We start from the raw sequence: 12,878 nt of genomic DNA, 5'->3' as shown, positions 1-12,878 counted from the left end.
GATATCCGACCGGTGTTTGTCTGCGGCTTCCCCGGTATGAGGGACAGCATTCAAGCTGATGGCAAATACGTTCATATCCGGCTCCCTCCTATGCGCGCCCAACTCCAGGCCTGCAGCTTGTTGATCAGCAATAACAGAATGAAAGAGATGAGCAGCATGACCACGGCGATGGCGGAGGCACCGGCATAGTCGTACTCCTCCAGGTGACTCATGATCATCAGCGGCGCAATTTCCGACACCATGGGCAGGTTGCCGGCAATGAAGATGACGGAGCCGTACTCACCCACGGCGCGGGCAAACGCCAGCGCAAAGCCGGTGATCAGCGCAGGGACCAGGGTCGGCCACAGCACCCGCAGGAAGGTCTGCCAGCGGTCAGCCCCCAGGCTGGCGGCGGCCTCTTCCTGCTCCGTCTCGGCTTCCCGCAGCACGGGCTGCAGGGTGCGCACCACGAAGGGCAGACCGATGAAGGTGAGGGCAATCACCACCCCGATGGGGTTGTAGGCGAGCTCTATGCCAAACGGAGCGACCCACTGCCCGATCCAGCCGTTGGGGGCGAAGATGGCACACAGGGCGATGCCGGAGACGGCGGTGGGCATGGCGAACGGCAGATCGATCAGCGCATCCACCAGCCGGCGACCGGGGAAGGTGTAACGCACCAGCACCCAGGCCAGGATCAGGCCGAACAGGCTGTTGAGCAGCGCCGCGATAAAGGCTGCCCCGAAACTCAGGCGAAAGGAGGCGAGCACCCGCGGGGAACCTATCACCTGCCAGAACTCGGCGAGGGTGAGGTTGTTCACCGCGAACAGCACCAGCGCCGAGATCGGCAGCAGCACCAGCACGCCCAGGTAGAGCAGGCTGAAGCCGAGGGTCGGGCCAAAGCCCGGCAGGACTGAGTAAGAACCAAATCGCATAACGCTTCCGTTTGTTATGAAAAACATTCGATAGAGCGATTCTGCGCATTCCAGTTAGGGGCAACAAACACCAATAATGCCTTTGCTAAGCACTTTTTTATCTAACAACGGCGGATCAGGCTTTTAGAGCCATAAAATGAAAAAAAGGTCTTTTATATAAATAAAAGACCTAAAAAATGGAGCGTCGTGCAATGTACCAAGCCATCAAAAATCAACTGTTGTGGGGTCGGGTGCTATCTCTCTCCTTGTCGGCGTATTGAACTGGATCAGCGAAAACATCAACGGAAACTGAGGGCAGCGCGCCGCTCCCACACGGCCGGCGCCGGTTCGACCACCATCTCGGCCCGCCGATAGAGGGTGCCGAGCAGGTTGAGCCCCTGGCTCCACTCCCCATGGCCGGACTGGGCATTGATGTGGCCCACCTCGCCGGCATCGAACAGCGGCACCTGCCACTGGCGGCTCCAGTACTCGGCCCGCTCAAAACTCATCCAGGGATCGTTGCGGCTGGCCACCAGTTGGGCCGACACCTTGAGGGAACCCGCCAGCAGCTCGTCTGGCAAGCCGAAGCGGGCCGGATCCGCCGGGGCCACGATGAACAGCGAAGCCACCTTGTCGGGCTGCTGGCGCGCCGCCGTGATGGCCGCCAGGGCGCCGAAGGAGTGAGCCACCAGATGGGCCCGGCCGCGCCGGCTGCGCAGCTTGCTCGCCAGCTTGGCGCTCCAGACCGTCAGGTCCGGCTTGTCCCACGGCAGGCCAACCATGCGCTGCCAGTGGGGGAAATATTGATGCCAGCGACTCTGCCAATGATCCGGCCCACTGTTGTGCAGACCGGGAACCAGGAGGATCTTGTTCATCTTGGTGCTCCTATCAGCTGGCACAGGGGCCAGTGCGGGGTGAACATGCCACAAGGAAGCGGGGCGCCTTAGCCGCCCGGCTGGTAAATCTGGTCAAACAGACCACCCTGGGCGAAGTGTTTCTTCTGGGCCTTGTCCCAATCGCCTTCCAGATCCTTGACGGTGAACAGCGCCAGTTGCGGGAACTGGGCCGCCGTCTCCTTCAGGATCGCCGGATTGCTGGGGCGGTAGTGATACTTGGCGATGATGCGCTGTCCCTCGTCGGAGTAGAGGTACTCGAGGTAGGCCTTGGCGACCGCTTCCGTGCCGTGCTTCTTGGCCACCTTGTCCACCACGGCCACCGGCGGCTCTGCCAGGATGGAGACCGACGGCACCACCAGCTCGAACTTGTCGCGGTTGCCGGGCTGATTGAGCACCAGCAGGGCTTCGTTTTCCCACGCCAGCAGCACGTCGCCGAGGCCGCGCTCGATGAAGCTGGTGGTGGCGCCACGGGCGCCGGAATCCAGCACCTTCACGTTCTTGTAGAGATCGCCGACGAACTGTTTGGCGCCCTCCTCACTGCCGCTCTTCTTCAGGGCATAGCCCCAGGCCGCCAGGTAGTTCCAGCGCGCCCCGCCGGAGGTCTTGGGGTTCGGTGTCACTATGGCGATATCCTTGCGCACCAGATCGCCCCAATCCTTGATCTGCTTGGGATTGTCCTTGCGCACCAGGAAGACGATGGTGGAGGTATAGGGAGATGCGTTGTTGGCCAGCCGGCTCTGCCAGTCGGCGGCGATCAAGCCCTGCTTGGCGACGGCGTCGACGTCATAGGCCAGCGCCAGCGACACCAGGTCCGCTTCCAGCCCGTCCACCACGGCACGAGCCTGCTTGCCGGAACCACCGTGAGACTGGCTCACCACCACATCGTCACCCGTCTTGGCTTTCCACTCCTTGGCGAAGGCGCCGTTGTACTCCTGGAACAGCTCGCGAGTCGGATCGTAGGAAACGTTGAGCAGGCGGATCTCGGCGGCGTTGGCCTGGCCGAGGGCCAGCAGAGAGAGCAGGGTGAGGGCGGTCATTCGCAGTTTCATGGTGATACTCCATATCTCGTTGGGTTGAATGCAGCATGCCGTGGGCTTGTTATGCCGAGAACCAAGAAATAACGCTTTGCTTATCTCTTTTGCTCATATCAACCCGCCGACCGGCGCCACTCGCACACTCTGTGAGCCATGCCTCCCTGCCCCCCTGTTGGCTGTGCCATCATGGGATCAAGGCCATGACACAGCGAAAAGGAAGTCGTTATGTGGATCAATGCAGACCCCGTCAATGGTGCCCTGGTGTCGCTGGCCATCGGCCTCATCATAGGACTGGAGCGCGGCTGGCAGGTGCGCCAGCTGGGGGACAACCAGCGCATCGCCGGGATGCGGACCTATGGTCTCATCGGCCTGCTCGGCGGTGTCTGCGCCCTGCTGCTGCCGACCCTGGGGCCCTGGCTGCCGCTGCTCGGCCTGCTGGCGGTGGTGACGGGCTGCGGCCTCTCGGTCTGGCTGGCCCAGCGCTGGCAGGGGGAGTTCGGCCTCACCAGCTCGGTGGCCATGCTGCTCACCTACCTGCTGGGGCTGATGTCGGTGCTGCTGAGCCCGAGCGAGGCGGTAGCCTGCGCCGTGCTGGCGGCCCTCTTGATGGGGCTCAAGGGCAAGATCCAGCAGGGGATGCTGTTTCTGAGCGAGACAGAATTCCACGCCACTCTGCGCTTCCTGCTCATCTCCCTGGTGCTGCTGCCGGTGCTGCCCAACGAGGAGATGGGACCCCTCGATGCCTTCAACCCCTTCAAGATCTGGCTGATGGTGGTGGTGATCGCCGGCATCTCGTTCTCGGGCCACTTCGCGGTACGCCTGCTCGGCACCCGCTCGGGACTGGTGCTCACCAGCATACTGGCGGGGCTCGCCTCCTCCACCGCCCTCACCCTGCAGTTTGCCCGCCTCAACAGGGAACAGGGCGGTCTGGAGCGGCTGCTGGCCACCGGCATACTGATGGCGGGAGCCACCATGTGGCTGCGGCTGCTGGTGCTGGTGCTGCTCATTCACAGCGAGCTGGCGATGCGCCTGGCGGCGCCCCTGCTGCTGCTGGCGGCCACCGTCTACGGCTTCGCCTTCTGGTTCTGGCGCCAGCGCGAGGAGCTGACCGATGGCCCTGTGCAGCCCCAGACCAGCAACCCGCTCGATCTCGCCACCGCCATCAAGTTCGGCCTGCTGCTGGCACTGATCGGCTTCATGGCCACCCTGCTGCAGAGCAAGGTGGGCAACTCAGGTGTCTATCTGCTGTCGCTGGTCTCGGGGATCACGGACGTGGACGCCATTACCCTGTCGCTCTCCCAACTCTCCCACAAGGAGCTGGCGCTGGAGGTGGCAGCGCGCGGCATCCTGCTCGCCGGGCTGGTCAACTCGCTGGTGAAGGGGCTGCTGGCCTTGGGGATAGGCGGCCGCCGACTGGGGCTGCGGGTGCTGCTGCCCTACTTCGTTTCTGCCCTGCTGATCCTGCCGCTCATCTGGCCGGGTGCCTGAGGTTGCAGCAAGTGACAGCCTGACGCCGCCGGGTCGCTGGCGTATACTGGCTCCTCTTGGCACATGAGGAGAGGTGAGCATGGCAAGCGATTGGGACAAGGTACTGGCGGGCGGCGCCCTGGACAGCCAGAGCGAGGAGATAGCGAACGACCGGATCCGCGGCCAGGCGCTGCTGGCACGACTCAACGCCTCCCCGGCCGGGGATCAGCCACTGCGCCAGCGCCTGTGCGGCGAGCTGTTCGGCCACTGCCCCGACTCCTGCTGGATCAGTACCCCCTTCACCTGCGAATTCGGCCGCAACATCCACATCGGCGAGAAGACCTTCTTCAACTTCAACATCACCATTCTCGACGTGGGCGAGGTGCACATCGGCAGCCATGTGCTGCTGGCCCCCAACGTGCAGATCTACACAGCCACCCACAGCACGGATTATCTGGAGCGGCGCAACTGGACCGCCTACAACAAGCCGGTTCGCATAGGCGATGACTGCTGGATCGGCGGCGGCGCCATCATCTGCCCCGGCGTCACGATCGGGGCGCGCTCCATCATAGGCGCCGGCGCCGTGGTGACCCGCGACATACCGGCGGACTCGGTGGCAGTGGGCAACCCCGCTCGCGTGATCCGCACCCTGACCCCGGATGCCCCCCGCGGCTGGGAGCTGGCGCTGTGATCTGGCTGGCCCTGTTTCCCCTGCTCTGGACCGCCTGGCTTGGCCTGGCTGACGCCAACTGGTGGCCGCTGGCCATAGTCACCACCATGAGCCTGCTGACGGCGCTGGCCTACGCCCACGACAAGCGGCAGGCCATTCGCGGTGGCTGGCGCATCCCCGAATCCCGCCTCCATCTGCTGGAGCTGTGCGGCGGCTGGCCCGGGGCCCTGGTGGCTCGCCACTGGCTGCGTCACAAGACCCAGAAGGGCAGCTACCGGCTGGTGTTCTGGTTTATCGTGCTGCTGCACCTCACCCTGTGGGGACTCTGGCTCGGCCGGCCGCTCTGGCAAGGGGTCTGAGGATCGCCAAGGCGCCAGCACGACGCACCGATCAACGGAGTGACGCGGCTTGCACATAGGCACGGGCCTGAGCCGAGGGCTCATACTCCTCACCAGCGCGGGCATTGCGACCCCTTTTTGGGTATGAGACAACAGAGGGCCTGCAAGGCGGTTTTCTCGCGTATTTATCGACAAGGAGTCACTCATGACAATGTGGACAGGCATAGTCCTGATCGTCTTTATCAGCATGCTGTTCGGCTATCTCAGCAAACGCGCCCGCTACCAGCTGGGAGATATCCGCATCACGGATCGCCTCGGCAAACAGGATGTGCTTATCCAGGAACTGCGGGAGCGGATCGCCACTCTGGAAGCCATCGTCATCGAAGAGGAGAAGCGCCGCCCGTTCAAGAATCTGTGAACCGGCAGCCACGGCGGCAAACCGGCCAGCTTCCGGGCTGCAAGGGGTTGCCGCTTTCCCCCACACTTGCCCCTCCCCCCTACGGCCTGCAAAACTAAATTCACAACAGGATCAGCGGCCTGCCCACGACTGCTGCATTTTTCACCAAACTGGCCCAATCCCTGCTCTGTCACTGTCATCAGCCGTACCGGAGAGTGACATCATGATCGCCATCAGCACCCTGCTTCCCCTCGCCTCCCTTGCCCTCAAGCTCGGCAGCAAGCTGCTCGGCGACGGCACGCCACAGGCCAAGGCCGAGCCCCCCGTGCAGGAAGATCGCCTGGCACCCACGGTGCAGAGCCTGTTCCAGCGGCTCGGAGTCAAGGATGCCAACAGCGAGCAGAACCGCCCCGCCATCAACCATTTCATGAGCGAGTTGCTGCAGACACTGGGTCAGGAGAACAATGGCCAGTCCCTGCCCGAGGCCATAGACACGGCCCGCAGTCAGCTGGCCAACGGCTCCCAGAGCACCCGTCTCGACGCCCTGCAGAGTGAACTCGATACCCTCAAGGGTACCCTTGGCAACAGCGATCTGAACCTGGATCAGCTGCTCGGCGCCTTCAAGCAGACCCTGCCCAATGGCAAGGGGGAAGGGGTTGGCAAACTGCTCAATGCCAGCGTCTGAGCAAGGGCGGATACATTAAAAACGGCAACCTCGGGGGTTGCCGTTTTTTCGGGCCGGATCGCAGGATGCAACGCTAGGGTAGTAAAGGTGGTGGACTCAGCATCGCCTCTGCCAGCGCGGTCTGCCCGCGAGCCTGCAAGGTGTTGGCCGCCCCCTGTCGGTCCGCCTCTTCCTTGTTTTGGCTCAGCTTGAACTTGCCCACCAGCCCGGTTATCTCGACTTCGATGCCAACCACGGCCTGTACCATGGCCTCGAGATAGTCTCGCGGCGCGTCCGCCATCTTCCAGGGTTTGGGCTCCGCCGCCTCATGAACCCTCGTCAGACTTGCCAGCAGGCGGCGCACGAAGCGGGCATCGTCGCGCACCCGGATGCGACCATGGGCATGGACCACAGCGTAGTTCCAGGTCGGCACCTGCTGGTGATGCGCCTGCTTGCTCGGATACCAGTTGGGGGAGACGTAGCCGTCGACAGCCTTGAAGATCACCAGCACCTCGTCGCCATCCCTGACCTCCTGCCAGAGCGGGTTGTTGCGGGCAACATGAGCGCGCAGGACGCCCTGCTCGCCACTGCCGGCGTCCAGCTCAAACGGCAAATGGTTCGCATCCAGCCCCCGCTCACCGTGGGTGATCAGAGCCCCCAGCGGGTGGGCCAGGATCAACTGGTGCAGCGTCTCGGGATCGGTAACGGCGAAATGGGGTGGCTGATACATAGGGCTCCTTGAGCGAGGCATTGGCGTCCATGCAGAAGCCCATTCTTGCGCAATCGGGAGCAGCAGGCGATGGCACAGACATAAAAAGAGGGCCTAAGCCCTCTTCGGTTCATCCAGCTCGGCGACTAGCCGCGCTTGGCCAGCCACTGTTCGGCAGCAGTGAGCGCCGACTCGATCTGCTCGCGGACGACGCCCACACTAGCAATTAAGAACATAAAAACAATATTAATCAATATTTTAGGTTGATTTCATCGTGGACGAAAATTGGACTAGGTTGATAGATTTCCATTTGATATCCTTTGCTTATTGAGAGCAGACAATCTCATTCTCTCTTCCATTCTTTTATACCTATATTCTCTCGACCCCGCCCTTGGCTAGGCTAAGGACATCCTCTACCCAGTCAAGTCGTCCAGATATAGGAGCTTGCTATGTTCCTTACAGATAAAACAGCCAAAAAGCTATCATATGCACACTATTCCCTGAGTCAAAAATACGCATCTAACCAAGGTATAGAACAGAACTATCGTCTGGCATGTCATCACAACCATAAAGCTGCCGCCGCAGGGCATCTCGGTGCTCAATACGAATTAGGAATGCTACATTTCTCTGGCCTAGGCGTCACAAAAAACACGACCAACGCAGCAGCTTGTCACAAAAAAATCCGCCATGTAAGGGTATGGCAAAGCACAATTAGCCTTAGGTAAAATGTACCTCTCTGGCAGTAGTGTGTCTCAGGACAACGAACTGGCACATTACTGGCTGAGCAAGGCCGTACCGCAAGGTAAAAGGGAAGTATTATTGCAATAATGGAAAATAATCGAGAAGGTATACCTCCTCCATAATTTGATCTAGATAACATGATTTAATATTACGAGCTGGATGGCCTAGATCATCCCGACATTCAATTTTGATTGGGCCTTCTAACATCTTGTTTTATATAAAGTCAGAGCACTATCTTACAACTAGAAACTTGGTTTAGTAAAGCAGATAAACAAGGGAACCGAGCTGCAAAATATCGACTTTCTATTTATTGCGCCCTTGATATTAGTGTTTCACAAAGCTCTACCAAGGCAAATTTCTGGTATCATCAAGCTGCCACTTATGGCAGTAGTTCGACATAGCAGCAGCTTTAATAGATATATAGGCCAAATCACAACAAGAACAATAATCGATATCCAAAAAATCTAGCCCACCAACAGCAGAGAAGTACAACAATTAATCTCAACACGCTCACTCAACTACCTTTGTCAAAAACACTTCCGAGTATAAATTTATTTTTGTGGGTAAAGTCTCATTTTTACACTAAAAATAAAATACAAGTTGCTAAGATATATATATTGATTCGGCTTAAGATTATAACCCCCCCAGCAAAAGGACTTTTTATGACTAAAGTAATCAGTAATCCGACAGTTATCATTAAACGAGGGACGCTTACTCCTGCCATTGAGATCGATCTCGACAGGATTACAGGACAGCATGCCAATGGGGGCTGGAATCAGCTCATTCAGTCATTCACTATAAAATGGATAAAGCAAAATAATGTTACCGGTCCCGCCACCATATGGAAGTTTGACACCTTTAGCATCTCATTTGGCCACCCGGGATACTCTGTTTTTATCGCACAGTTTGGTCTTCCTGATTCATATTTTGAGGCATTACTGGATTATCTATCTGAAGAGTTGGGTGCCAACGTTCGTCTATCTGATTTTGTGCAACCAAGTTTACGGGAGGGGTGGGAGCCAAGAATACATATTCAGGACAATGAAGTATGGCAACAGGAAGACGAAATAGAGTGGTCAATGATTAACAGCTAATAAAACAATGGATAAAAAATGAATGACATTGCTCTTCTTATCGCTGAGGCACCATGGTTTTCCCCGAAAGAAAATCATTCTCAAGCAAGCTGCACATCATATTTTCATGGTGTAAAAAGTATTGTTAATGGAAGACTAAATGAAGGAAAACTAAATATTTATGACTGCTCATTCTATGATGCAAAGTCTCTTGAGTATGCTGTTCAGCATTTAGTAAACACTAGTGAAAATAGGCAAATAATGTATTTAGGAGCACATGGCGATGGTAATAAAATAGCAAAAGCCTCCCTAAAAAAAGTAAGTGAAACAATAAAAGAAAATGGAAAAAACATTAAGGGGTTGATAATTAGCTCTTGCTGGGCAGCAAAAAGCAACACTCTTGAAGAGTCAATGGGATGGTCTTATAACATTGGCGAGCGTGCAGCTGTAAATGAAAATTATGGTCCAAACTGGGTCTTTAGCTACAAAGTTCCCGTCTCTTGGTTTTTCTCTGCGATGATTGAAACATCAATTGTAAAAGTATTCTCTGAGATTTACATACGAAACCCTCAGCAATTAAATTCTAAAGCAGGGATTTTAAGTGCATTCTCCGAAGCACTCGGCATATTTGATCATTCTGCCATGTTCGGTTTTGACGATAACTTTAACTATATTATTCCATTGAAAGACAGTATTAGAATTTGGGTGAGGGCTCAGGGGGCTCGAAACCCTCAGGATGCAACAATGGAGTTTTTTCGCTAAAATATTATGATGCATGTTAAATATATATATTTTCTAGCTCGTCACTAATAACGCTAGCACCATTAAAAATGGCAACCATTGGTTGCCATTTTTTACACACAGATCCCCAACCAGCGATTAACCCGCCCGCTTGGCCAGCCAGGCTTCGACGGCGACCAGTGCGCCTTCGATCTGCTCGCGGGCGACGCCGCCTTTGGCAACCCGCTTGGCCAGGGTCGCTTCTAGCTCCAGGTTGGGATAGACATCCTCACCGATGACAGGGCTGAAACGCTGGAACTCAGGCAAAGAGAGATCTTCCAGCGGCTTCTTCACGCCGATCGCATAGACCACAGTCTCGCCGACGATATGGTGCGCCTCACGGAATGGGATCCCCTTGGCCACCAGATAGTCCGCCAGCTCAGTGGCGTTGGCGTAGCCGCCCTGGGCCGCCGCCTTGGTGCGCTCTACGTTCACTTTCAGATCGATCAGCACCAGCGCCGCCATGTCGAGGCAGTCGTGCCAGGTGTCGAGGGCATCGAACAGCCCTTCCTTATCTTCCTGCATGTCCTTGTTGTAGGCCAGCGGCAGCGCCTTGAGGCTCATCAGCATGCCCATCTGGGCGCCCACTACCCGGCCTGTCTTGCCACGAATGAGCTCAAGCGCATCCGGGTTCTTCTTCTGCGGCATCAGGGAAGAGCCGGAAGTGACCGCATCGGACAACTCCACGAAACCCGCCTCGCCCGTGTTGTAGAAGATCAGGTCTTCGGCAAAGCGCGACAGGTGAGTCATGGAGAGCGACGCCACGTGCATCAGCTCCACCACGTGATCCCGATCAGAGACCGAATCCAGACTGTTGCGGGTGGCACCGCCAAAGCCCATGTCCAGCGCCAAGGCTTCGCGGTCGATGGCATAGGCGGTACCGGCTAGGGCGCCGCAGCCGAGCGGGCTGGTGTCTAGGCGCTTGAGCGCATCCTGCAGCCGGGAGTGATCCCGCTCCAGCATCTCCACATAGGCCAGCGCCCAGTGGGCGAAGGTGACCGGCTGGGCGCGCTGCAGGTGGGTGTAGCCGGGCAACACGGCGGCCTGATTGGCACGGGCGGAGGCCACCAGCCCCTGTTGCAGCCCGGTGATGGAGGCAAGCAGCAGCTCCCCTTGGGCCTTGCACCAGAGTTTCAGATCGGTTGCGACCTGATCGTTGCGCGAGCGGCCTGTGTGCAGCTTCTTGCCGAGATCGCCGACGGCGGCGATAAGCGCGCTCTCGACCCAGGAGTGGATGTCTTCGGCATCCGAGCTGAGGATCTGCTGAGGATCCTGCTGCACCGAGGCGAGCAGCACCTCCATCGCCTGTTGCAGCTTGCCCTGCTCATCGGCGGTCAAGACGCCGACCTTGACCAGGGCGCGGGCCCAGGCCATGGAGCCCTGGATATCCTGCTCCGCCAGCCGGTAATCAAACCGCAGCGAATCGTTGAACTGCTTGAACCGGCTATCGGCTCCCTGACTGAAGCGTCCACCCCAAAGTGCCATACTGCTCTCCTTGAATGCGTTGTCGGCAGGCGCCTTGCGCCTGCCGTACTGGCGCGACCCCTTGGCCTGCGCGCTGAAATCTTGCCCTGTATTTTTCTGCATAACAGTGCGGTGGTGATCGATGCTGTTGCCGTTGGTCACGTCACATCCAGCAACTGCGCACCGGTTCCCTCTCCCTCTGGGAGAGGGAACCGGTGCGGGGAATGGCCAATGACCTCCCCCTCATCCCCAACCCTTCTCCCGCAAGGGGAGAAGGGAGTCAAAGAAGCCACCAACATCATTCGGAAACTGGCCCTGTTATCTCACAGAAGCAGCCGAGGTGCTGCCGCTCTTGTCACAGCTCACCGGTTATCCCTGTGAGAACCAGGTCGCCGCTTAGCCGCTTATAAGTGAGGGGGCCAAGCCCCCTCACCGATTTTCTGCGGCTTGAAACCTCAAGGCTTAGCCGTGGGTGTGATCACCGCCGATGGCCTGATGCTGCTCCTTCATGGCGCGGATCCGGCTGGCCAGGGTGTAGAGACGGATAAAGCCTTCGGCATGGCTCTGGTCGTACACCTCGTCGGCGCCGAAGGTGGCGAAGTCTTCGGAGTAGAGGCTGTTCGGCGACTTCTTCTGCACCGCTGTGACCTGACCCTTGTACATCTTCAGGATCACCTCGCCGTCGAGATCTTCGGCGATAGCGTTGGCGGAGGCGACAATGGCCTTGCACAGCGGGGTGAACCAGCGACCGTCATAGACCAGATGGGAGAACTCGGCACCCAGCTTCTCGCGCCAGGCGCGGGTCGGTCTGTCCAGTACCAGCTCTTCCACGGCGCGCAGTGCCGCCACCATGACGGTGCCACCCGGGGTCTCGTAGCAGCCACGGGACTTCATGCCCACCATCCGGTTTTCGGTGATGTCGATGCGACCGACGCCGTGCTTGCCGGCACGCTCGTTCAGGGTCATCAGGATCTGGTGCGGGGTCAGCGGCTGGTCGTCGACCGCTACCACTTCACCCTGAGCCACGGTCAGCTTGACGTATTCCGGCTCGTTTGGTGCCTGCTCGGCAGAGACAGTCCACTGCCAGACCGCTTCGGACGGCTCGTTCCAGGTGCTCTCCAGCTCGCCACCCTCGGTGGAGATGTGCCAGGCGTTGGCATCGCGGCTGTAGATCTTCTTCAGGGTCGCCTTGCAGGGGATGTCGCGGGCTTCCAGATAGGCCAGCAGATCTTCACGGGAGCGCATGTCCCACAGACGCCAGGGGGCGATCACCTTCAGTTGCGGGGCCAGAGCAGCCACGGCGCCTTCGAAACGCACCTGATCGTTGCCCTTGCCGGTGCAGCCGTGGGAGATGGCGTCGGCGCCTTCCGCCAGCGCAGCTTCCACCATGGCCTTGGCGATGATGGGACGCGCCATTGAGGTGCCGAGCAGGTAGGTGCCTTCATAGACGGCCCCTGTCTTCAGGGTCGGATAGACGTACTCCTTGACGAACTCTTCGCGCAGGTCTTTGACGATGCATTTGGTCGCGCCGGAGGCGATGGCTTTTTGCTCTATCCCTTCCAGATCGTCGCGCTCCTGACCCACGTCGGCGACGAAGGCGATGATTTCCGCATCATAGTTCTCTTTCAGCCAGGGAATGATGGCCGAGGTATCCAGTCCGCCCGAGTAAGCTAGTACTATCTTGTTGATTCCGCTCATTTTACTTCTCTCCATGATGATTCGATAAAAGGTTGTGCTTCAGGTTCGGTTGCCGCG

The 12,878-nt window shown here is 58.3% G+C and carries 15 protein-coding genes; 9 read left to right on the top strand and 6 right to left on the bottom strand.

All coding sequences use genetic code 11. The features are described 5' to 3' along the window. Positions 1-71 precede the first annotated feature (71 nt). From cysT to AACQ95_RS14905, 3 genes are all read right to left on the bottom strand, one after another. On the bottom strand, positions 72-911 hold the full coding sequence (gene cysT, locus AACQ95_RS14915) for a sulfate ABC transporter permease subunit CysT (RefSeq protein ID WP_172955206.1): 840 nt from the start codon (positions 909-911) through the stop codon (positions 72-74). A gap of 278 nt (positions 912-1,189) precedes the next feature. Further along, positions 1,190-1,765, bottom strand: coding sequence for an RBBP9/YdeN family alpha/beta hydrolase (locus tag AACQ95_RS14910; protein ID WP_241278911.1), 576 nt, complete (start codon positions 1,763-1,765; stop codon positions 1,190-1,192). Between the two features lie 68 nt (positions 1,766-1,833). Beyond that, a complete protein-coding gene (locus AACQ95_RS14905; protein WP_241278910.1) occupies positions 1,834-2,835 on the bottom strand; it encodes a sulfate ABC transporter substrate-binding protein in 1,002 nt (333 codons plus the stop codon). 210 nt (positions 2,836-3,045) lie between these two features. Between AACQ95_RS14905 and AACQ95_RS14900 the strand changes: the two genes are divergently transcribed. From AACQ95_RS14900 to AACQ95_RS14880, 5 genes are all read left to right on the top strand, one after another. After that, complete coding sequence (locus AACQ95_RS14900; protein WP_043557462.1) at positions 3,046-4,308, top strand: MgtC/SapB family protein; 1,263 nt, start codon at positions 3,046-3,048, stop codon at positions 4,306-4,308. Positions 4,309-4,387: 79 nt separating this feature from the next. After that, positions 4,388-4,978 (top strand): sugar O-acetyltransferase, encoded by a 591-nt coding sequence (locus tag AACQ95_RS14895; protein WP_241278909.1) that lies wholly within the window; start codon positions 4,388-4,390, stop codon positions 4,976-4,978. Further along, positions 4,975-5,316, top strand: coding sequence for a DUF1294 domain-containing protein (locus tag AACQ95_RS14890; protein WP_043142303.1), 342 nt, complete (start codon positions 4,975-4,977; stop codon positions 5,314-5,316). Before AACQ95_RS14895 ends, AACQ95_RS14890 begins: the two co-directional genes overlap by 4 nt. Positions 5,317-5,500: 184 nt before the next feature. Further along, positions 5,501-5,713, top strand: a complete 213-nt coding sequence (locus tag AACQ95_RS14885) for a hypothetical protein (RefSeq protein WP_098980830.1) — start codon at positions 5,501-5,503, stop codon at positions 5,711-5,713. Between the two features lie 202 nt (positions 5,714-5,915). Then, on the top strand, positions 5,916-6,377 hold the full coding sequence (locus tag AACQ95_RS14880) for a hypothetical protein (protein WP_241278908.1): 462 nt from the start codon (positions 5,916-5,918) through the stop codon (positions 6,375-6,377). 73 nt (positions 6,378-6,450) lie between these two features. On the opposite strand, the gene AACQ95_RS14875 is transcribed toward AACQ95_RS14880, so the two are convergent. Continuing rightward, positions 6,451-7,086: an FMN-binding negative transcriptional regulator gene (locus tag AACQ95_RS14875; protein WP_241278907.1), complete on the bottom strand. Its 636-nt coding sequence runs from the start codon at positions 7,084-7,086 to the stop codon at positions 6,451-6,453. Between the two features lie 428 nt (positions 7,087-7,514). On the opposite strand from AACQ95_RS14875, the gene AACQ95_RS14870 reads away from it, so the two are divergent. From AACQ95_RS14870 to AACQ95_RS14860, 4 genes are all read left to right on the top strand, one after another. After that, complete coding sequence (locus AACQ95_RS14870; RefSeq protein WP_241278906.1) at positions 7,515-7,790, top strand: tetratricopeptide repeat protein; 276 nt, start codon at positions 7,515-7,517, stop codon at positions 7,788-7,790. A gap of 1 nt (position 7,791) precedes the next feature. Continuing rightward, entirely contained in the window at positions 7,792-7,893 is a 102-nt protein-coding gene (locus AACQ95_RS22615; RefSeq protein WP_445290536.1) for an SEL1-like repeat protein, read from the top strand. A 575-nt stretch (positions 7,894-8,468) separates the two neighbouring features. Continuing rightward, complete coding sequence (locus tag AACQ95_RS14865; RefSeq protein ID WP_241278905.1) at positions 8,469-8,900, top strand: hypothetical protein; 432 nt, start codon at positions 8,469-8,471, stop codon at positions 8,898-8,900. 18 nt (positions 8,901-8,918) lie between these two features. Continuing rightward, positions 8,919-9,641, top strand: a complete 723-nt coding sequence (locus AACQ95_RS14860) for a hypothetical protein (protein WP_241278904.1) — start codon at positions 8,919-8,921, stop codon at positions 9,639-9,641. Between the two features lie 117 nt (positions 9,642-9,758). Here AACQ95_RS14860 and argH read toward each other — a convergent pair whose 3' ends face one another. Together argH and AACQ95_RS14850 are read right to left on the bottom strand one after the other, a co-directional pair. Beyond that, positions 9,759-11,144 carry an argininosuccinate lyase gene (argH, locus tag AACQ95_RS14855; protein WP_241279017.1) on the bottom strand — a complete coding sequence of 462 codons (1,386 nt, stop codon included), beginning with the start codon at positions 11,142-11,144 and terminating at the stop codon, positions 9,759-9,761. Between the two features lie 441 nt (positions 11,145-11,585). After that, positions 11,586-12,821, bottom strand: coding sequence for an argininosuccinate synthase (locus AACQ95_RS14850; protein ID WP_042643720.1), 1,236 nt, complete (start codon positions 12,819-12,821; stop codon positions 11,586-11,588). Positions 12,822-12,878: the final 57 nt, after the last annotated feature.

Source organism: Aeromonas sp. MR19, assembly GCF_963899305.1.
In the GTDB taxonomy this organism is placed as follows: domain Bacteria; phylum Pseudomonadota; class Gammaproteobacteria; order Enterobacterales; family Aeromonadaceae; genus Aeromonas; species Aeromonas bestiarum.
This window is presented reverse-complemented; position numbering and strand designations above follow the sequence as displayed.